The 18,951-nt window shown below is 46.7% G+C and carries 18 protein-coding genes; 11 read left to right on the top strand and 7 right to left on the bottom strand.

Translation table 11 applies throughout. The features are described from left to right. Positions 1 to 859: 859 nt before the first annotated feature. Genes Q5866_RS16955 through Q5866_RS16945 form a run of 3 tightly spaced genes read left to right on the top strand, consistent with a single transcriptional unit; the run spans position 860 to position 3,914 of the window. Positions 860 to 1,879 (top strand): HlyD family secretion protein, encoded by a 1,020-nt coding sequence (locus Q5866_RS16955; RefSeq protein ID WP_303181443.1) that lies wholly within the window; start codon positions 860 to 862, stop codon positions 1,877 to 1,879. Beyond that, positions 1,876 to 3,414 (top strand): DHA2 family efflux MFS transporter permease subunit, encoded by a 1,539-nt coding sequence (locus tag Q5866_RS16950; RefSeq protein WP_186977333.1) that lies wholly within the window; start codon positions 1,876 to 1,878, stop codon positions 3,412 to 3,414. The genes Q5866_RS16955 and Q5866_RS16950 overlap by 4 nt, the downstream gene beginning before the upstream one ends. A gap of 8 nt (positions 3,415 to 3,422) precedes the next feature. After that, the gene (locus Q5866_RS16945; RefSeq protein WP_186977331.1) at positions 3,423 to 3,914 is read left to right on the top strand and encodes a TolC family protein; all 492 of its coding nucleotides are present in this window, start codon (positions 3,423 to 3,425) and stop codon (positions 3,912 to 3,914) included. Here the strand turns inward: Q5866_RS16945 and Q5866_RS16940 are convergent. Both Q5866_RS16940 and Q5866_RS16935 read right to left on the bottom strand, forming a co-directional pair. Beyond that, entirely contained in the window at positions 3,886 to 4,332 is a 447-nt protein-coding gene (locus tag Q5866_RS16940) for a hypothetical protein (protein WP_303181440.1), read from the bottom strand. The genes Q5866_RS16945 and Q5866_RS16940 overlap by 29 nt on opposite strands. Positions 4,333 to 4,347: 15 nt before the next feature. Then, positions 4,348 to 5,334, bottom strand: a complete 987-nt coding sequence (locus tag Q5866_RS16935) for an aldose epimerase family protein (RefSeq protein WP_303181439.1) — start codon at positions 5,332 to 5,334, stop codon at positions 4,348 to 4,350. A gap of 170 nt (positions 5,335 to 5,504) precedes the next feature. Between Q5866_RS16935 and Q5866_RS16930 the strand changes: the two genes are divergently transcribed. Both Q5866_RS16930 and Q5866_RS16925 read left to right on the top strand, forming a co-directional pair. Further along, on the top strand, positions 5,505 to 6,659 hold the full coding sequence (locus Q5866_RS16930; protein ID WP_303181437.1) for a galactokinase: 1,155 nt from the start codon (positions 5,505 to 5,507) through the stop codon (positions 6,657 to 6,659). A 25-nt stretch (positions 6,660 to 6,684) separates the two neighbouring features. Beyond that, positions 6,685 to 8,310, top strand: a complete 1,626-nt coding sequence (locus tag Q5866_RS16925; RefSeq protein ID WP_303181436.1) for a sodium/sugar symporter — start codon at positions 6,685 to 6,687, stop codon at positions 8,308 to 8,310. Between the two features lie 39 nt (positions 8,311 to 8,349). Here the strand turns inward: Q5866_RS16925 and Q5866_RS16920 are convergent, their stop codons facing one another. The 5 genes from Q5866_RS16920 to Q5866_RS16900 all read right to left on the bottom strand — a co-directional run bounded on the left by Q5866_RS16920 (position 8,350) and on the right by Q5866_RS16900 (position 12,685). Next, complete coding sequence (locus Q5866_RS16920) at positions 8,350 to 8,901, bottom strand: 2-oxoacid:acceptor oxidoreductase family protein (protein WP_099289946.1); 552 nt, start codon at positions 8,899 to 8,901, stop codon at positions 8,350 to 8,352. Positions 8,902 to 9,054: 153 nt separating this feature from the next. Continuing rightward, positions 9,055 to 9,822 (bottom strand): thiamine pyrophosphate-dependent enzyme, encoded by a 768-nt coding sequence (locus Q5866_RS16915; protein ID WP_186977320.1) that lies wholly within the window; start codon positions 9,820 to 9,822, stop codon positions 9,055 to 9,057. A 3-nt stretch (positions 9,823 to 9,825) separates the two neighbouring features. Beyond that, on the bottom strand, positions 9,826 to 10,914 hold the full coding sequence (locus Q5866_RS16910) for a 3-methyl-2-oxobutanoate dehydrogenase subunit VorB (protein ID WP_303181433.1): 1,089 nt from the start codon (positions 10,912 to 10,914) through the stop codon (positions 9,826 to 9,828). Positions 10,915 to 10,932: 18 nt separating this feature from the next. Then, entirely contained in the window at positions 10,933 to 11,160 is a 228-nt protein-coding gene (locus tag Q5866_RS16905) for a 4Fe-4S binding protein (protein WP_099289949.1), read from the bottom strand. Between the two features lie 211 nt (positions 11,161 to 11,371). Beyond that, entirely contained in the window at positions 11,372 to 12,685 is a 1,314-nt protein-coding gene (locus Q5866_RS16900; protein WP_303181431.1) for a pyridoxal phosphate-dependent aminotransferase, read from the bottom strand. A 284-nt stretch (positions 12,686 to 12,969) separates the two neighbouring features. On the opposite strand from Q5866_RS16900, the gene Q5866_RS16895 reads away from it, so the two are divergent. The 6 genes from Q5866_RS16895 to Q5866_RS16870 all read left to right on the top strand — a co-directional run bounded on the left by Q5866_RS16895 (position 12,970) and on the right by Q5866_RS16870 (position 18,842). Further along, a complete protein-coding gene (locus Q5866_RS16895) occupies positions 12,970 to 13,203 on the top strand; it encodes a hypothetical protein (RefSeq protein ID WP_292270143.1) in 234 nt (77 codons plus the stop codon). Between the two features lie 108 nt (positions 13,204 to 13,311). Further along, positions 13,312 to 14,541, top strand: coding sequence for an ABC transporter permease (locus tag Q5866_RS16890; RefSeq protein WP_303181429.1), 1,230 nt, complete (start codon positions 13,312 to 13,314; stop codon positions 14,539 to 14,541). Between the two features lie 17 nt (positions 14,542 to 14,558). Then, positions 14,559 to 15,332, top strand: coding sequence for an energy transducer TonB (locus Q5866_RS16885; protein WP_227217197.1), 774 nt, complete (start codon positions 14,559 to 14,561; stop codon positions 15,330 to 15,332). Positions 15,333 to 15,384: 52 nt separating this feature from the next. Further along, positions 15,385 to 16,086 carry a ComF family protein gene (locus tag Q5866_RS16880; RefSeq protein ID WP_303181427.1) on the top strand — a complete coding sequence of 234 codons (702 nt, stop codon included), beginning with the start codon at positions 15,385 to 15,387 and terminating at the stop codon, positions 16,084 to 16,086. Positions 16,087 to 16,167: 81 nt separating this feature from the next. Further along, on the top strand, positions 16,168 to 18,084 hold the full coding sequence (locus tag Q5866_RS16875; protein ID WP_227217199.1) for an Ig-like domain-containing protein: 1,917 nt from the start codon (positions 16,168 to 16,170) through the stop codon (positions 18,082 to 18,084). Then, on the top strand, positions 18,081 to 18,842 hold the full coding sequence (locus Q5866_RS16870; RefSeq protein WP_099289954.1) for a DUF3108 domain-containing protein: 762 nt from the start codon (positions 18,081 to 18,083) through the stop codon (positions 18,840 to 18,842). The genes Q5866_RS16875 and Q5866_RS16870 overlap by 4 nt, the downstream gene beginning before the upstream one ends. Positions 18,843 to 18,951 lie beyond the last annotated feature (109 nt).

Raw genomic sequence — 18,951 nt, 5'->3', positions numbered from 1 at the left:
TCCATGCTCCATAATATTCGTAGAAATAAAATTCACCGACAGTGAATGATGCCTGTGGTTTTCCAAGTTGCGTGATAAAAAATAAACCGGGAAGTTATTGTGTTGTGCAATAAACTTCCCGATCGGTGTATAGTTCAAATTAAAGTATCCTTAAAAATGGTGGAAGACCCTAGCAATCTTCCACCGCACTCTCTGTCTTTGCTTTACACCAACTCAGCATCACGCCGATTTTTGAAAATTCTAGTTTGTCTGAAAGTGGATATTCATTTCACTTCATGCTTTTAACAGTTTGAGTCAAAACTATGACATATCCCGAAAGTAACGGGAATAAGCGGCAATTTCCGTGTAAAGTCAATGTAACAAAGAACGCCCTTTTGACAAAATAGTGTCAATATTGGATAACAAAGAAATAAATAATTTTTGTTATTCGCAACAATAAGCATATAAAATTGTCAATATTCGGCATTTTTTTTAGCGAGGGGTATTATTTATCTTAACGTGTAATTGTGGTGGTTGATAGTTTAATATTTGATATATCGGTATTTAGGTGAAATTGGAAGTGTCCGTTTATTGGTTGTGTTACACGAGTATATTTGATAATATTAAGAATTTTCGTTGAATAGTTTGGTGCAATGTTGGATTATTGTATTTGTTTTTAATATTGCTGGCTTTATTGATACCGTAATTCTTGATAGCCGGTATTGTAATTTTACATTCCATGTGCTGGAATCTGTATTTTAAATTTTAAGATAAGATTCGTCTTTAGAGAGGGAAAGTCCGTGAACGGGTGAAATTTATTATAACTAAATTATTTGCCCTACGTTTATATGAGGTATTCTAACTAAACTAAATACGATATATGGCAGATGCAGTAGGAGTCTCCAAGAAAGGAGAGAAGAAGAAAATTATATTCTTGATTATTTTTATTATCGTGGCCATTGTTGCTGTTGTTCTATGGTGGCTGAATTACAGGAAGTATATTAGCACGGATGACGCGAATCTCGACACGTACCGGATCGGTGTTTCGTCACAGGTGATGGGGCAGGTGACCCGCTTGTACGTGATGGAGGGGGATACCGTGCGGCAAGGAGATCTGCTGCTGACTCTTGACGATAGCGTTGCTTTGGCTCGCGTAAGTCAAGCAGAAGCGCAAAGAGAACAGCAATTGGCTCAACTTGCCTCACGGCGGGTGAGCCTCGTGACGGCTCGTAAAGAGTTGAATATTGCCCGGTTGACCGAACAGTTGAACCTCGAGAATTATCAACGGGCGAAGGCGCAGTACGAGCGTAACGTGATTCCGCTCGAGAAATATCAAGACGTGGAACAGGCATGGAAAGCTTCGAAATTGCAGACAGAGATAGCCCGTGACCGTTTCCCCGCGGTCGAGGCGGAATTGAAAGCCGCGGAGGCCGCGATACGTGCCGTGGAGGCGACGATTGCCTCGGCACGTGCGGAGTTGGGATACTATCGGGTGTTGGCTCCCGCTGACGGAATCGTCGGCAAGAGGTGGGTGTTGCCGGGGGATATGCTCGAGGCGGGACAGACGGCGTTTACCTTGAACCGGGGAACGGATATCTGGGTGGCGGTTTATCTTGAAGAGACGAAGTTTAAAGAGATATACTTGGGACAAAAAGCCCAATTCACGCTGGACGCTTACGACAAACTGACTTTCGAGGGGCGGGTGTATTATATCGGGGATAACACGGCGTCGGAGTTCGCTCTCGTGCCGCCGAATAACGCTTCCGGTAATTTCACGAAAGTGACGCAGCGTATTCCTCTGAAGATTTCTATTGACAAGGTGGAGGGGGACGACGGGCAGAAAGCCCGGGTCAAACTGGTATCGGGAATGTCGGCAACCGTTAAAATCGTGAAGGAATGAGCGAAACTGCTGTTGCCGGGGGAGGAAGTTATAAATGGCTCGTGTTGCTTAACGTGATGCTTACCACCTTTATGGCGGTACTCGATTCGACGGTGGTCAACACGGGACTGCCCGTGATTATGGGTACGCTCGGGGCTTCGATGAATAGTGCCGAGTGGATTCTCACGGGGTATATGCTCTCCATGGCAACGATACTTCCGGCGGCGGGGTGGTTGTCTGACCGTTTCGGGTACAAGCGCATCTTTGTTTTCTCGTTGGTGGTCTTTACCGTCGGTTCGTTCATGTGCGGGAATTCCACGGCTATCGGGGAACTCGTGTTCTGGCGTATTATCCAAGGCGTGGGAGGCGGGTTGCTGATGCCCGTGGGGATGGCGGTCGTGACGACCGTTTTTCCCGTTGAGCAACGGGGGATGGCACTCGGTTTTTGGGCGATAGCTTCGGCGGCGTCCGTTTCGTTCGGGCCGCTTATCGGGGGATATCTTGTGGATAACCTGAACTGGAATTATATCTTTTTCGTGAATATACCTATCGGGATATTCAGTATTATATACACGCTGATCGTGCAACGGGAGTACAAGACGGGAGTGAGCAAAAAATTTGATATTCCCGGGTTTATCACTTCGGCGATCTTTCTGCCGGTATTCCTGTACGGGTTGTCGGAGGTGACGTCGAGCACGAACACGAAAGGGTGGTCCAGTCCCCTCGTGTTGGGGTGTATGTGGGTGGCGGTCGTGAGTTTCGTGTTGTTTCTTTACACGGAACTGACCGTGAAGAATCCCATGATTAACTTGAAGATATTCAAGGATCATAATTTCTCGTTGGCGAACTTGATCGTGTTTATTTTCGGTATCGGGATGTTTGGGAGTACTTTCTTGATACCCTTGTACATGCAGGATTCACTGGGGTATTCGGCTTACCAGACCGGGTTATTCTTTTTGCCCGTGGGATTCCTGCAGGCGGTGGCGTCGCCCATGGCGGGAAATATGACGCGGTGGGTGAATCCCAAGATTGTGATTATGACCGGGCTGATACTCCTGTGTAGCAGTTTCTACATGAACTACTCGTTTTCCTTTCTCACGGACAAATGGTATATTATGGTGAGTCTTTATTTGCGGGGTGTTGGGTTGGGTATCCTCTATCCCCCTTTGCTGAACGTGTCATTCCGGCAAATCGGTAACCGGCAGATGGCACAGGCATCGAGTGTCACGAATATCGTGCGGCAAATCGGGGGAAGTTTCGGCGTGGCGATGTTCAGTCACTTGTTGACTCAACGACAGACTTATCACACGGAACGCTATCACGAGGCGATAGCTTACACGGGGCAGACCTATTCGAATACGGTTGACGGGTTAGCCCGTTTCTTTGCCTCTAACGGGGGATTGGGACATTCCGAGTCGGTCAGTTACGCGAAAGAATATATTCTCGAACACGTGGATATGGAGGCGTATATTAGCGGGATCAACGATGTATTCTACGTGGCATTCGTGATCACGATACTTGCGATTATTCCCATGTTCTTTTTGAAAACAAAATGAATGATTATATGAGACGTATATTATCTGTTATTGTAATGTTGTCGGCTGTTTTTCAGGCAGGTGCTAAAAACGGTTACCAGCCCCATCTTGACCGCTTGAAGATGAATTATACCGCGGGTGTTACTTTGCGCATTCCCATTTACGATGGCGGTAACCGCCGGAGTGAAAAAATCATCGGTCAGTCCCGCACGGCTCAAGCCGATGCGGCTATCCGTCTGTTGGAAAAACAAGTGGAAAACGAGATAGTCGCCTGTTATAACGACCTTCATTCCTGCAGAACGAAAATAGAATTGCTTGCACTCCAAGTAAAGGTGGCGGAGGAAGCCTATCGCCAAGCGGAAGTGAACTATCGGGAAGGCGCGATCACGAATCTCGAATTGCTAACCAGTTCTACCAATGTCACGAATACCAAACTGCAATTGGAACAGGAAAAAATCAATTACACGCTCATGTACTATCAGTTGATGGTGGCTATCGGGAGAACGATAATCTATCCATAATCCAGAATAATACCGTCTGGTATGCCTTGTCCTGTTCGGACATGAGCGCGTTTATTTTTAAGTCTGTATTTTTTTGCAGTTCGTTGTACGGGACTAAGTCAAAGAAATTTCTGCTAATATCTTCACTCATTTTTTGTATTAGCAGTGGAAGGATGATGTCACCCATTTTTATCAAGGTTTTATATTCTTCAACTTCTTTGGAAGCATCAGAGCGGCTGCTTAATTTTACTCTGTGATTTGTATCGCAAGCATGTTTCCAGTCTTTATATCGTTTTTCAAAACGTTGACGAGTGGAGTCCGGGATTTCAGAAACCGCTTTCTCTATAACTTTTTTGTCCTTGGCGGTAAATGTCCATTTGTTTTCACCAAAAGTTAATAGAGAAAGTAAAACCAGAATAGATGTAATAGCTGTTTTCATAGTTGTATGTTTTTCTTATACGTTAAAGCAGTTGAACGAGTAAACCGTTTTATGACGATACACCTCGCCCGGCTTGAGTAATGTCGCGGGGAACGAGGGATGATGAGGACTGTCGGGGAACATTTGTGTTTCTAGGGCAATGCCCGAATAAGCCCCGTAATGTTTACCGTTTTTACCGTTTGGCACGTTGATGTGTTTGCCGGTATATACTTGCAGTCCGGGGTAGTCGGATAGAATGGTGAGCGTGATCCCGTTCTTCGGGTGGGACAATTCAGCCATGAGTTGCGGTACACCGAGGTCCCCGTACACGTAGCAATCGTCCAACCCGTCTTCCTGTAAGGCAAGGAAAAGCGGTTTGTTGAAATTGAAAGCGTACTTGTTTTCTGCAGGGAGGATATTGCCCGTGGGAATCAAATCGGGAGTTGTTTCGAGATAGCGTTGGGAATACAGGTGCAACTCGTGATTTCCTATATTCTCGTCATCCGGTTTGAGGTTGAAGTAAGGATGTTGCGTGAGGTTCACGTGGGTGGCTTTGTCGCAGGTTGCCTCGTGAATGACCCGAAACACGTTTTGTTCTATCGAGTACCGTACGGTGACATCCAATGTCCCGGGAAAACCGCCCTCTCCGTCTTGATCGGTAAGGCGAAGGATCAAGTGTTCGTCATCCGGTTGCTCGACATCCCAAATTCGCTTGTCAAATCCTGCCGAACCGCTATGCAGGCAATTCCCGTTGTCGTTTTTATCTAAAGAGAATGTTTGCCCGTTTATTTCAAAAGCGGCATCTTTTATCCGGTTACCATAGCGTCCGATAAGTGCGCCGAAATACGGGTAATTATTCAGGTATGCGGGCTCGGTGTATTGTTCGACAGTATCGAACCCGAGTACGACGTCCGTCTGCTTCCATTTGCAATCACGGACAAATAGATTTTTGATGATTCCGCCGAGGTTACAGACATGAATCTCAAGGCACTCGTTTTTCAAGATATATTCTTTCAGTTTCATGGTTCGTGATTTTTATCGAGTCATAAAAGTAAGCAATAGACGACGATTTTCATTCATGTACCGTCAAAATTTTAAAGAAAATACTTTAACTTTGTAAACAATGGTCGTGCAAAAGCTGTCAAAGCTCTTGTTACGTGTCATTTTAAACTCTAAATTTTAAATTCTACACCATGGATACAAGCGTGTTGGAACAGAGATTTCAAGAGATATACGGGGGAAAGGTGGAACATCTTTATTTTGCCCCCGGACGGGTGAATCTGATCGGAGAACATATTGATTATAACGGGGGACGGGTGTTCCCTTGTGCCTTGAGTTTCGGGACTTATTTATCGGTTGCCCGTCGGGGTGACCGTAAAAGCGGTTTTGCCAGTATGAATCTGCCGTATCAGGGCGTGTTGGATGAAAGTGCTTTCACGGGTAAACCGAACGAGTGGGTGAAATATCCCTTGGGCGTCATGAAAGAATTTGCGAACCGGGGATTCAACCCGTGGGGTTTCGATATATTGTATTTCGGGGATATTCCCAGTGGTGCGGGGCTATCTTCTTCCGCCTCGATGGAGGTGGTGACGGCGTATATGCTGAATGATCTGCTAGGAGCGAATTTAGACACGGTCGAGCTGGTAAAAATGTCCCAGCATGCGGAAAACGATTTCGTGGGGATGAATTGCGGGATTATGGACCAGTTTGCCGTGGGAATGGGAAAGAAGGAACATGCCATCGCGCTGGATTGTGCCACCTTGGATTACGATTTGATACCCTTGAATATTAACGGCTACAAATTGGTGATCACCAACTCGAACAAGAATCACGATTTGGTGACTTCCAAATATAACGAACGGCGAAGCGAGTGCGAACAAGCGTTGGCGGCTATCAACCGGGAAGTGAAAACCGCTCACCTTTGTGATCTCAGTCCCGTGACATTCGAGAAACTGGCGTATCTTATGCCGAACGATACGGTGTATAGAAGGGCTCGTCACGCCGTGACGGAAAACGAACGGGTAAACGAGGCGATCGAGGTGCTCCAAAAAGGTGAGCTGACTCGCTTCGGGCAATTGATGAACGACTCGCATCGTTCGTTGAAAGAGGATTACGAGGTCACTGGCAGGGAGATGGATACTCTGGCGGAAGAGGGGCAGAAACTGCCCGGAGTGTTGGGTTCCCGTATCACGGGCGGCGGTTTCGGCGGTTGCACGGTGAGCCTTGTGCAAGAGGATAACGTGCAGGATTTTATCGAGAGGCTTGCCGGGATTTACCATGACAAGATCGGTTTGAATGCCGAGTTCTACGTGGCGGATATTGGCGACGGGGTGCGGAAAGTTTACTAAAGTACAAACCTAAATAATTGGAAAGATGTTGAACACGAATTTTGAATTCTGGGATTATCTCATTTTCGGGCTATATGCCGTTATGATTATTGCCGTGGGTTTGTGGGTTTCGAGGGGAAAGAAAGGCGTACAAAAGACAACGGAGGATTATTTCCTCGCTAGTAAATCATTGCCGTGGTGGGCTATCGGGGCTTCTCTGATAGCGGCTAATATCTCTGCCGAGCAGTTTATCGGGATGTCCGGTTCGGGCTTTGCCGTGGGGTTGGCTATTGCTTCCTACGAGTTTATGGCCGCCTTGACGTTGATTGTCGTGGGTAAGTTTTTCCTGCCTGTTTTTATCAAGCAAGGGTTATACACCATCCCGGAGTTCGTGGAGAAGCGTTTTTCCAAGAATTTGAAAACGATACTTGCCGTTTTTTGGATTGCTTTATTTGTTTTCGTCAACTTGACATCCGTGCTTTTTCTCGGGGCAAAAGCGATAGACACGATTATCGGTACGGGCAACGGGGACTTGTTTATCCCTTCCATCGTGTGCCTTGCTTTCGTGGCGGCCGCTTATTCCATATACGGGGGACTGTCGGCAGTGGCTTGGACGGATGTGATTCAAGTCGCTTTATTGATTATCGGCGGTGTGATTACAACTTTGATAGCCTTGGATAACGTGTTGCCCGGCGGCGGAGTGGTGGAAGGCTTCAAGCACGTGGTGGATACGGCAGAGGACAAGTTTCACATGATTATTTCCAAGGATAACCCGGAATTTAAGAACTTGCCCGGAATCGCCGTTCTGGTAGGAGGTCTGTGGGTAGCGAATTTGTATTACTGGGGGTTCAATCAATATATCATCCAGCGTACACTGGCGGCGAAGTCATTAAAGGAAGCCCAGAGGGGAATAGCTTTCGCGGCATTCTTGAAATTGATCGTTCCGTTGATAGTGGTTATTCCGGGCATCGTGGCTTTCGTGATGTACACGGAGACAAAAGATCCCTCGGTAACGGCGATGTTCGAGATGACGGGTGGTAATGACAAGGCTTACCCGTGGCTGATCGGAACTTTCGTTCCCACGGGATTAAAAGGATTGGTTCTTGCGGCTTTGGCGGCGGCGATCGTGTCTTCGTTGGCTTCCATGTTAAATTCCACGTCTACCATTTTCACGATGGATATTTATAAACCTTACATAAATCACGGTGCTTCCCACAAAAAGTTGGTAAACGTGGGACGGTTAACTGCTGCTGCGGCTTTGATTATAGCCGGTTTTATCGCTCCTTTGATGGCGAATTTCGATCAGATGTTTGTGTATATTCAAGAGTACACGGGATTGGTGAGCCCTGGTATTCTGGCAGTGTTCCTGATGGGATTGTTCTGGAAGAAAACGACCAACCGGGGAGCCATTATCGGGGTGCTGGTTTCTATCCCGGTAGCGTTGTTGCTGAAATTCTTGCCGATACAAATGCCATTCCTCGATCAGATGATGTACACCTTCCTGTTGACGATGGTAACAATCGGTATGGTTAGTCTGGCAACCTGTGAAACCGACGATGACCCGAAAGGCTTGGTGTTGACTTCCGAGTTATTCAAAACAGATAAAGTATTTAATATCTGTGCCTATATTATCTGTATTCTTTTGGCGGTGATATATACGTTGTGCTGGTAGGAGAGAATTAAAAAGCCCCGCCGGAGCGGGGCTTTGTTTTTATAGTTGGTTTACAACTTCAACGTTGTCCATTCCCATTTGAATAGCCTCGATGTTCATCGGGATCATCTTGTGGTGACGGGCGGGCAATGATTTTGCTAACCCTTTTTCCACGTTATCCAATTTCACGATCGGTTTTACTTTCAAGAAGCCACCGAGAACGATCATGTTGAATACTTTCGGGTTACCTTTTTCAGCTGCGATGGCTGTTCCCTCGATTTTGTAGATGTTGATATCTTTTCTCGTGGGATTGTGGGTAATACCGTTCGGGTCGTAGATCAAGACACCACCGGGTTTTACCATGCTCTCAAACTTATCCATTGATTGTTGGTTAAGAATGATGGCAGTATCATATTTGGTTAAGATCGGGGAGCTGATGCGCTCGTCACTCAGGATGACGGTTACGTTGGCAGTACCACCGCGCATTTCAGGACCGTAAGACGGCATCCATGCCACCTCTTGATCTTGCATAATTCCGGAGTAAGCGAGAATTTTTCCCATGGAAAGAACTCCTTGCCCACCGAATCCTGCTATAATGATTTCTTCTGTCATAATTAGTAAATTGAAAATTGAAAATTGAAAATTGAAAATGATGATTGACAATCTTCAAGTTTCTTGTTATTGTTTTAATTCGTCTAATTTGTAAACTGCGATTGAAAATTGAAAGTTGAAGGATATTCATTTTCAATTTTCAATTCTGCATTTTCAATTATCTTTGATGTCTCCTAACTGGTATTTCGGGAACATGTTGTCAACCATCCACTTGTTGGCGTCAACCGGGGTCATTTTCCAACCGGAGTTACAAGTACCGACGATTTCCACGAAAGAAGTACCTTTTTCTTTCCGGGTATTCTCGAATGCCTTGCGGATAGCGGCTTTTGCTTTGCGCACGTTAGCCGGGGTATGTACCGACTGACGGGTTACATAGCAAGTTCCGTCCAATTGAGCGAGTAATTCGGTCAATTTCATCGGGAATCCGTTCAACTTGGCGTCACGTCCGTAAGGAGTGGTAGCGGTAACCTGTCCCAGAAGGGTGGTCGGTGCCATTTGTCCCCCGGTCATACCGTAGATAGCGTTGTTGATAAAGATCACCACGATGTTTTCACCACGGTTGCAAGCGTGCATGATTTCCCCGCATCCGATAGATGCCAAGTCACCGTCACCTTGGTACGTGAACACGTAACGATCCGGGTGAATGCGGCTGATTCCGGTAGCAACGGCAGGTGCGCGACCGTGAGCTGCTTCCGCCCAGTCAATGTCCAAATAATTGTAAGCGAGCACGGAACATCCTACCGGAGATACACCGATGGTCTTGTCCTGAATACCCATTTCTTCGATCACTTCCGCCAAGATTTTGTGAACCACGCCATGGGAACATCCCGGGCAGTAGTGCATCACGTTGTCGGTAAGCACGGGAGTTTTCTTGTAAACAATATTCTCCTCTTTTATTATATCTTTTAATTCTACTGACATAGCTTATGCTCCTATAATTTGTTTTTCAAGTGCTTCAACGATCTCTTCCGGTGTCGGGATCACACCCCCGAAACGTCCGTAGTGTTCTACCGGGATGTCATGGTTTGCCACGTTCAATCGAACGTCTTCAATCATTTGTCCGGCACTCATCTCTACAGTCAAGATACCCTTAACTTGTTTTGACAGGCGAGCCACTTCTTTTTTCGGGAAAGGATAAAGCGTGATCGGGCGAAGGATACCCACTTTGATTCCTTTTTCACGACACAGTTGTACGGCCTTTTGGCAAATACGGGAAGCTGATCCGTAAGCCACGAACAGGTAGTCTGCATCCTCGCATTGGATCTCCTCGAAGCGAACGTCGTTCTCTTCCATTTCCTTGTATTTAGCCTGAAGTTTGTGGTTGAATTTTTCTTGTTTGTAAGAGTCAAGTTCAAGAGAAGTAACCGTGTTGTGGTAACGATGCGGTTTCTTTCCGGTCAATGCCCAACTGTCGGACATTTTTTCGATCTCTTCCTCTGTCCAGCGAGCTTTGGGTTCGCTCAATTGAACTTTTTCCATCATCTGTCCGATAACACCGTCGGCAAGGATCATGGCGGGATTGCGATATTTGAAAGCGAGGTCAAATCCAAGACCCACGAAATCATTCATTTCTTGCACGGAAGCGGGAGCAAGCACGATCAAGTGATAGTCACCATGACCACCACCTTTGGTTGCTTGGAAATAGTCACTCTGTGCCGGTTGGATGGTTCCCAATCCTGGGCCTCCGCGTACAACGTTCACGACCAGACACGGTAACTCGGCTCCTGCCAAGTACGTGAGTGCTTCTTGCATTAGCGACATACCGGGGCTGGATGAAGATGTCATAGCTTTTTTACCGCAAGCGGCGGCACCGTATACCATGTTGATGGAGGCCAATTCACTCTCGGCCTGCAACACAACCATTCCTGTTTCCTCCCACGGTTTGCGTGCCATGAGAGTTTCCATGACTTCGGATTGCGGGGTAATAGGATAACCGTAGTATGCGTCACATCCGCAACGGATTGCGGCCTCGGCTATTACCTCATTCCCTTTCATTAATTTTACTTCTGCCATTTTTGGTAGTTTTTATTCTTATTCTACATTCATTTTGTAAACGGTAATTACCGAGTCAGGGCATACCAGCGCACAGCTGGCACATCCAATACATGCTTCCGGATTTACCATCTCGGAGTAGTTGTATCCTTTACCGTTTACCTCTTTTGCCAAAGCAAGAGTTTTGGTAGGACACGCGACCACGCAAAGGTTGCATCCTTTACATTTTTCTTTGTCAACGACGACAGCGCCTCTAAATTTTGCCATAATTGAATAATAGGTTATGATTTATAAATAAATTCTCTATTTCTCTTCTAGTTTGTAACGCATTTACGGGATAAAATTACAAACTTAAATTGAATCTTGAAATAGTTTGTTACCATTTTAACATTGTTTTGCTTTTATCCCGAAATTGTTTTCTTTCAAGGCTTGAATCAATTGAAAATTGAAAGTTGAAAATTCAATTCTCCATTTTCAATTATTTGTGGTCCGCGGCGAAACGTTTCAACCGTTCTTCTAGGTCGGGCATGCGTTCGAGTCCCGTTTGGGATACGCAAGCGCGCAAACCTTGTTTTTTTGAGCCGGTATCCCGCAACGGAATCGCGGATATGCCATAATACAGGATTGCTTTTGCCAACTCGCCACCGGAGAATCCCGGGTAAATCAGCGTGAAGTAGAATCCGTCGGCAATCGGTTCCTCCAGATCCCGATCGTACACGATCTCGAAACCGTATTTGGTAAAGAGTGTTTTCATGGCGTTAGCCCGCTCGGCGTATTCCCGTACCCCGTCGAGGATGTTGATACGCCCCTCGTTGGCAGCCTTCAGAATTGCAGCCATAGCGTACTGGCAGGAGTGGGTGGTTCCGGATGACAGGGTATAGATGATGCGGTTTACAATCGTGTACCCGAGTGTGCCCATTCCCCCGAAACGGTCGTGCAGGTTGTCGTACTTGCGGTTGTAAAGGGCGTCGGAAATACACATGATACCCAGACGTTGTCCTGCGTAGCTGAATAATTTTGAACCGGAGATCATCACGATATAGTTGTCCGTGTATTTGCCGACTGTGGCTTGGAACGGGGCCTTGCCCGGTACGGAAAGATCACGGCGGAAGTCCATGGCGAAGTAAGCGAGGTCTTCCAGCACGATCACGTCATATTTGGTGGCGAGTTCCCCGATAATTTTTAATTCTTCGTCCGTGAAGCAAATCCATGCCGGGTTGTTCGGGTTGCTGTACAGGATGGCGGAAATATTTCCCTTGGAGAGGTGTTCTTCCAGTTTCTCCCGGAGTTTTTCCCCGCGGTAGTTGTACACGTCGAATGACTCGAACGGTTTACCGATGACCTGCATCTGTGTTTTCTGCACGGGAAAGCCGGGATCGATGAAGAGCACGGTGTCTTTTCCCTTCTTGCATTCGGTCACTGCCATAAAGGCGGCGAAACAGGCTTGCATGGAACCCACCGTGGGAATGATGCCTTCCGGTTTGATGTCAATGTCCATGAAGTTTTTCACGAACTTGGACCCTTCTTCCTTGAATTCCTTGTGTCCTTCCAGCATGGGATAGAATTGGGCACATCCGGCACGTAAAGCCTCTATTTCGGCGTCAATGCCGATCTTCGAGGGAGCCAATCCCGGTACACCCATTTCCATGCGGATGAATTTTTCCCCGCATTCGGCTTCAACCATGTTTACAACTTTCACGATGTCGCGTATCGTGGCATCTTCCATGTCACGGATCCCGCACGCTTCCAGCTTCCGGTCAACGATTTGTTTGTCAATTAGATTATTCTGCATGATTATATTTTATATGATTTATTCTCATTCTTTTAGCATGTACGCGAGTTTAATAAAAAATTGTCATTTAATATCCCGAAATCGTTTTAAATTTGAAGCCATCGGAGTAATTTAGTTTGATTCTGTAAAGGAGGGGTAGACGTGGCGCGTGTTTGCCCTATCTTCTCCGGCTCCTTTCTCTACCTTAAAAAGCTTTCATTAACAAACTAACTTCAAAGCATGAACGTTCGTTTACGTTCATGGTACGTTCATGATACGTTCATGCTTCGAAGATGAGGTAGAGTATGGGTAGACAAGGGGTAAACCCACGGTTATCCTATGGTAATTCTACCTCAACTTTCTTGCAGGCTGCTTCCGGAGAGCTTTCAGCCCCCTTGGGGACGGATGGTGTAAGAGTGGTAAAACGAGGGGGTAAGCGGGAAAAGGCAGGATTACGGTGGGATAACCGTGGAAACGGGGTTGAATCGTTCTGTACAAAAATTGTTTCGGGTGCGGAAATAATCGGGGCAAGTTTTTGAATCTGTTATTGTTTTCGTAGTTTCGCGTAATTAAAACCGGAAGATTGAAATATTGATATGGGTTTTGGCTTCATTTTCAGTTTTCAATTTTCAATTTTCAATTGTTATATGAATCTGGAATGGTATATTGCGCGTAGGTTGTTGAAAGGGGACGCGATGAAGTCCGTGTCGGTGCCGATCGTGAAGATCGCTATCGTGGGTATCGCGTTGGGATTGTGCGTGATGTTGTTGTCGTTGTTCATTATCACCGGGTTCAAGCAGGAGATCACGGAAAAGTTATCGGGTTTCACCGCGCATCTGAACGTGCTGCCTTTTATGCCCGGTTCAACGGGAGATGAGGGGGTTATCCGGGGGGCGGACACGCTGATGACGGAATTGAAACGGGTTGAGGGGGTGAAGGACGTGTACGGGTATATCGAGAAGCCCGCTATATTCAAGAGCAAGGAGGAGATTCACGGGATAGTGCTGAAAGGGGTGGACGCGGGTTATGATGCGGCTTTTTTTCAACGGAATTTGAAGGAGGGGATGTTTCCGGATTTTTCAACGGAGACGACCTCGAATGACATATTGATTTCCCGCTCTGTCGCTTCCATGCTAGGCTTGGGGTTGGGCGACCGGGTGACGTCGCATTTCGTGCAGGAACCGCCTCGGGCACGGGTGTTCACGGTAGCGGGTATATACGACACCGGGTTCAAGGAGTATGACGACGTGATGGTCGTGGCGGATGTCCGGCATCTGGCTCGTTTGAACGGTTGGAAAGCGGGAGAGGTGTCAAAGATTGCCGTGGAGTTGGACGACGTGGAACAGGTGAATGAAATGGCGGAGAAGGTGGACGACTTGCTTGACGAGCTGGGATGGTATTGCGAGGTGCGGACGCTTGCCGACGAGGCACCGCAGATTTTTGACTGGCTGGCGTTGTTGAACATGAACGTGTGGGTGATTTTGCTCCTGATCGTGACGGTGGCGGGATTTAATATGGTATCCGGTCTGTTGATTTTAATATTGGATAAGACAACATTTATCGGTATCATGAAAGCGTTGGGATACAAAAATGTATCTTTGCGTAAGTTGTTCCTTTATATTTCAGCCGGGTTGATTGCCCGCGGGATGTTGTGGGGCAACGTGTTGGCATTTGTGCTGGCAGGTGTACAGGCGGCTTTTAACGTGATACATCTCGATCCGGTGACTTATTACATGGATACTGTGCCTGTTAATTTTAGTATCGGGTACGTGATTTTGTTGAACGCGGGAGTGATTGCCGTGACGGTGCTGATGCTGGTGATTCCCACGATGCTGATTTCCAAGATCAGTCCGGTGAAGGCGATAAAATTTGAGTGAGATATTATATATGTATTATGGGAAAACGAATTGATTTTTCTGGGCTGAAAGAATCTTTGCTGTGCTGGCTGGACGAGCATCGCCACGGGGTGATGGGGACGGTGATATTTCATCTGTTGGTGGCGATTTGTCTGGTGAGTATGGGGATATCCCAGTTGGAGAATCACGTGGAGATGGAGATCGAGTTGGATATGCCGGAGCCGGAAATTATTCAGCAGAAACAGGAAGAGATCAAGAAGAAAGAGGAGGTGGCTCGCCAGAGCGCGGATGAAGAGGTGGAGAGGATGTTGCGTTCGATGGCGGTAAATGAAGACGCGGTGAAAAGTAATGAGGCGTCGGAGTCGCACGAGCGGATAGAGGAATATATCAACGAGATACAGGAAGAATTGCGGGGGGATTACGGGGATCGTTATAAGGCGGAGAAAAATAAACATTTCAAGGAGGATAGTATTCGTTTTAGCCGGGACGAGAAGCAGAGGCTGTTGGATTCGTTGCAATCCACGGTGTACGTGGGGAAGAGTAGCGTGTCCTATAATATCAAGGGGCGTTACAAGACTTATTTGCCGATTCCGGTTTACAAGTGTGAATTCGGGGGAAAGGTGGTTGTTGCCGTAGTGGTGAACCGACAAGGGCGGGTGTTAAAAGCCGAGGTCGTGGATAAGGAATCAAATCAGGATAGTAATTTACGGGAAGTGGCGGTAGACGCTGCATTGCGGTCGGAGTTCAATGTAGATGCGAGTGCCCCGGAAAGGCTGGCAGGAACGATTACTTATAACTTCGTGAAACAGTGAAGGGAATTTATGATTTTGGATTTATGATTTTAGATTGAAAGATATTGGATTTGTGATTAAGAGGTTGGGGAAGATATTTTTGGATTATTTGCGGTCGGGGGTTGGATTGTTGTTTCCGAGAGTTTGCGTGGTGTGTGGTGACGTGTTGGTACGCGGAGAACGGTTCATGTGCTCGGGATGTTTGTGCCGGATGCCGCTGAACGAGGGGGCGGATGAAGGGGCGGACGAGAGAATGAAAGAGGTGTTGGACGCGGAGAATTTGTTTTGGTTGTTCACGTATAACCGGGAGAGTGATTTTCATCAATTGATATATGCCATAAAATACAAGTCGAGGCGGGAGTTGGGTGTGTGGGCAGGACGGATGCTTGGAGAGAGGATCGGGACGGGATATGGAATTGATTGTGTTATTCCGGTGCCGTTGCATCCGGCACGTGAAAAAGAGCGGGGATTTAATCAGTCGTTGGCGATTGGCACGGGGATTGCAGGGGTTTTAGGGGTAAAGATTGTGCCGGATGTGCTTGAACGGAAGGAGAATACTCGTTCGCAGACAGGGTTGAGCCGGGAAGAAAGGGCGGATAACGTGATGAAGGCTTTCCGTTTAACGGATCCGGGGCGGTTGCGGGGGTGTCACGTGTTGCTGGTGGATGATGTCCTCACGAGTGGCGCGACAACCAAGGCTTGTCTGGCTGAGTTGCGGAAGATAGAGGGTGTGCGATGTAGCGTTGCTTGTCTCGGTAAAGCCGGTAAAATTTAAAAAACTGAAATCTTAAAACTGAATTTGAGAGGATTTTAGCTTTTTTTCCCTAGTTTTGTAAAGTTAATATTTGGAAGAGCTATGAATAAGATTTTTTGGAACGGATTCTGTTTTGTTGCTGTGATGATAGCGTTGGTAATTTATGCTTGCGCGAACCGGGGATACCCGCAAGGGGGGGAGAAGGACGAGACTCCGCCAAAAGTGATCAAGGAGGTGCCGGAATCGTATTCCACGAACTTTAAAGGGAAGTATATTGATATTTATTTTGACGAGTACGTGCAACTCAAGGAGATTAACAATAAATTCGTGATGTCGCCCCCGGCGAAGAAGAAAGCGAGAGTGAGCCTGCGGGGAAAATATATACGGGTGACCTTCCAAGACACGTTGTTGCCGGAAACGACGTACACGTTGGATTTTGCCGATGCAATCGTGGATAATAACGAGGGTAATCCGTTGGGGTTCTACCGTTACGTGTTTTCCACGGGACCGAAACTGGATTCGATGGAGTTGGCGGGACAGGTGATCGACATGGAATCGCAGTTGCCCGTGTTGGGGGCTATGGTGCTGTTTTACGAGAATCACGCGGATTCAGCCGCCATGTTGGAATTGCCGAATTACGTGGCAAGGACGGATAGCGCAGGAATGTTCCGGGTGACGAATATAAAAAATACTACCTACCGGATACTGGCGATCGATGACGCGAACCGGGATAACAAGTTTATGCCGGAGGAGGAAAAGGTCGGTTTTATAGATTCGCTGGTGACGACAATGGCTTTCCCGGTAGTCGTGTATGACACGATACGTCCCGATACCGTGGTATTGGAGGGACGTCGTACAAAGAAAGGTGTCGAGTTGAAAGTGTTGACACAGGACACGATCGTGCGGAGGGATTACACGGCGTTCGGGCCGAGTAACCTGTTTATCCCGATGTTTGACGAGGAGAAAACTCAGTTGTATCTAGTGGACGGGGATCGCAAGGAGAGGGAACGGTTGGATTTTATATTCAGTATCCCGGCGGAGAATCGGTTGAGTGTACGTCTGCGCGGGTTGCATTTGCTGGAAAAAGAAGATCAGAGTGACTGGTTCCTTGAAGAGCGTTCTGCCGGCAGAGATACTATTCAGTTGTGGATAAAAGATTCGCTGGTGTACAAGATTGATTCTTTAACGGCGTTAGTGACTTATTTGCGTTCAGATTCCCTCGGGAAACGGGAACTTTTTACCGACACGACTCGTTTCTATTTCAAGGATAAACCGGAACCTAAAGGAAGACGTAAGAAGGATAAGGACACGATTCCGGAGATCAAGTTTATGGAGGTGAATATCGGGGTTGGCGGAACGGCCGATTTGAATAAAGGGATTCGTTTTGATTTTGACCGACCGATTCACGAAGACGGGTTTAAGAATATTCATTTGTTCGAGAAGGTGGATACGATATGGGAACCCGCTGATTTCACGATGAAACGGGATAGCCTGAAGATTCGTAGATATGAACTTGGAACGAAATGGAAGCCGGAAACAGAGTATAAATTAGTTGTAGATTCTATGGGAATATATAGTATTTACGGGTTATATAACAATAAGATCGAGAAAACGTTCAAGACCAAGGCGGAGGAGGATTACGGGAAGATTTTCGTGCAGGTGAAGAATGCCCAAACGCCGATAATTATACAACTTTATCAAGGGGATAAGGAAGTGAAAGTGCTGGAAGAGCGTTGGATAGAGAAGGACGGGAAGGTGATGTTCGATTATTTGAACGAGGGGAAATATATGATTCGCGGGATACTCGACCGGAACGGTAACAAGAAGTGGGACACGGGTAATTACTTGAAAGGTATTCAACCCGAAGAGATAAAATATTTGCCCGTGGAGATTAATTTGAAGAAAAACTTCGACGTGGAGCAGGAATTTGACGCGAGCAAAACGTACAAGAGAGAAGACCCGAGTAAAAAGAAAAATACAGAGAACAAGGATAACCGGAGAAACAGAAACAATAGATGAGAATAATTATACTGATATTGGTATTGTTCGTCAGCCTGCCTGCCGTTTCGCAGAGGAAGGTGCCCAACGTGATAGAAAAACTGACATACAGGGGCTATTACAATTGGGGCTTTATCTGGATTAACGCCGGTGCGGTGGAGATGAGCGTGAAGCCTTCCGAAAAGTACCCGAACGCGGAGGAGGTGTTCGCCGTGGGGTATTCCAATCCCTCGTGGGATTGGGTGTTCAAGTTGCGCGATACGTTGATTTCTCACCATGATAGCGTGACTTATATGCCTTACGAGTTTTCCCGGAAGGCTCACGAGGGGAATTATCACAAGACGTTCGATTACGTGTGGGATTATGACAGTAACCGGATTCTGTCCGACGTGCATAAGATAGGAAAGTATAAGCGTAAGGATACGATTGCTTTGCAACCGGACACGTATAATATGTTGTCCGTGGCGTGGAAAGCCCGTGAATTGGATTTTGACAAGTACAAGAAAGGGGATATGATACCCATACGTATATTGTTGGATGACAAGATTTACGATTTATATATCCGTTATCTGGGACTGGAAAAGGTGAAGACGGATAGCGGACGCAGGCAATGTTACGTGTTCTCGCCTTTGCTTGTCGCCGGAGATGTTTTCAAGGGCGGGGAGAATATGAAGGTATGGGTGAGTAATGACGAGTACAGGATTCCCGTGATGGTGGAGGCGAAAATCCTCGTGGGATCGGTGAAAGGGATTCTGGATGAGGCAAACAGTAAATTTTAGCAATTGAAAATTGAAAATGCAGAATTGAAAATTGCTCTGTGTTTTTGATTTTCAATAATATATATAATGGGAAATAGATAAATGAAGTTTTTGGTAGGTTCATTTTCAA

This window comes from uncultured Butyricimonas sp. (assembly GCF_959596855.1).
Classification (GTDB): Bacteria; Bacteroidota; Bacteroidia; order Bacteroidales; family Marinifilaceae; genus Butyricimonas; species Butyricimonas muris.
Note: the sequence above shows the minus strand (reverse complement) of the source record. Positions and strands in the feature narration are given on the sequence as shown.

What these genes read in the sequence shown, in the direction of transcription:
- Q5866_RS16925 (WP_303181436.1), top strand. Translation starts at nt 6,685, where the DNA reads ATGTTGAACACGAATTTTGAATTCTGGGATTATCTCATTTTCGGGCTA.
- Q5866_RS16940 (WP_303181440.1), bottom strand. Translation starts at nt 4,332, where the DNA reads ATGAAAACAGCTATTACATCTATTCTGGTTTTACTTTCTCTATTAACT.
- Q5866_RS16905 (WP_099289949.1), bottom strand. Translation starts at nt 11,160, where the DNA reads ATGGCAAAATTTAGAGGCGCTGTCGTCGTTGACAAAGAAAAATGTAAA.
- Q5866_RS16900 (WP_303181431.1), bottom strand. Translation starts at nt 12,685, where the DNA reads ATGCAGAATAATCTAATTGACAAACAAATCGTTGACCGGAAGCTGGAA.
- Q5866_RS16890 (WP_303181429.1), top strand. Translation starts at nt 13,312, where the DNA reads ATGAATCTGGAATGGTATATTGCGCGTAGGTTGTTGAAAGGGGACGCG.
- Q5866_RS16915 (WP_186977320.1), bottom strand. Translation starts at nt 9,822, where the DNA reads ATGTCAGTAGAATTAAAAGATATAATAAAAGAGGAGAATATTGTTTAC.
- Q5866_RS16875 (WP_227217199.1), top strand. Translation starts at nt 16,168, where the DNA reads ATGAATAAGATTTTTTGGAACGGATTCTGTTTTGTTGCTGTGATGATA.
- Q5866_RS16945 (WP_186977331.1), top strand. Translation starts at nt 3,423, where the DNA reads ATGAGACGTATATTATCTGTTATTGTAATGTTGTCGGCTGTTTTTCAG.
- Q5866_RS16955 (WP_303181443.1), top strand. Translation starts at nt 860, where the DNA reads ATGGCAGATGCAGTAGGAGTCTCCAAGAAAGGAGAGAAGAAGAAAATT.
- Q5866_RS16935 (WP_303181439.1), bottom strand. Translation starts at nt 5,334, where the DNA reads ATGAAACTGAAAGAATATATCTTGAAAAACGAGTGCCTTGAGATTCAT.
- Q5866_RS16885 (WP_227217197.1), top strand. Translation starts at nt 14,559, where the DNA reads ATGGGAAAACGAATTGATTTTTCTGGGCTGAAAGAATCTTTGCTGTGC.
- Q5866_RS16920 (WP_099289946.1), bottom strand. Translation starts at nt 8,901, where the DNA reads ATGACAGAAGAAATCATTATAGCAGGATTCGGTGGGCAAGGAGTTCTT.
- Q5866_RS16930 (WP_303181437.1), top strand. Translation starts at nt 5,505, where the DNA reads ATGGATACAAGCGTGTTGGAACAGAGATTTCAAGAGATATACGGGGGA.
- Q5866_RS16870 (WP_099289954.1), top strand. Translation starts at nt 18,081, where the DNA reads ATGAGAATAATTATACTGATATTGGTATTGTTCGTCAGCCTGCCTGCC.
- Q5866_RS16910 (WP_303181433.1), bottom strand. Translation starts at nt 10,914, where the DNA reads ATGGCAGAAGTAAAATTAATGAAAGGGAATGAGGTAATAGCCGAGGCC.
- Q5866_RS16950 (WP_186977333.1), top strand. Translation starts at nt 1,876, where the DNA reads ATGAGCGAAACTGCTGTTGCCGGGGGAGGAAGTTATAAATGGCTCGTG.
- Q5866_RS16895 (WP_292270143.1), top strand. Translation starts at nt 12,970, where the DNA reads ATGGGTAGACAAGGGGTAAACCCACGGTTATCCTATGGTAATTCTACC.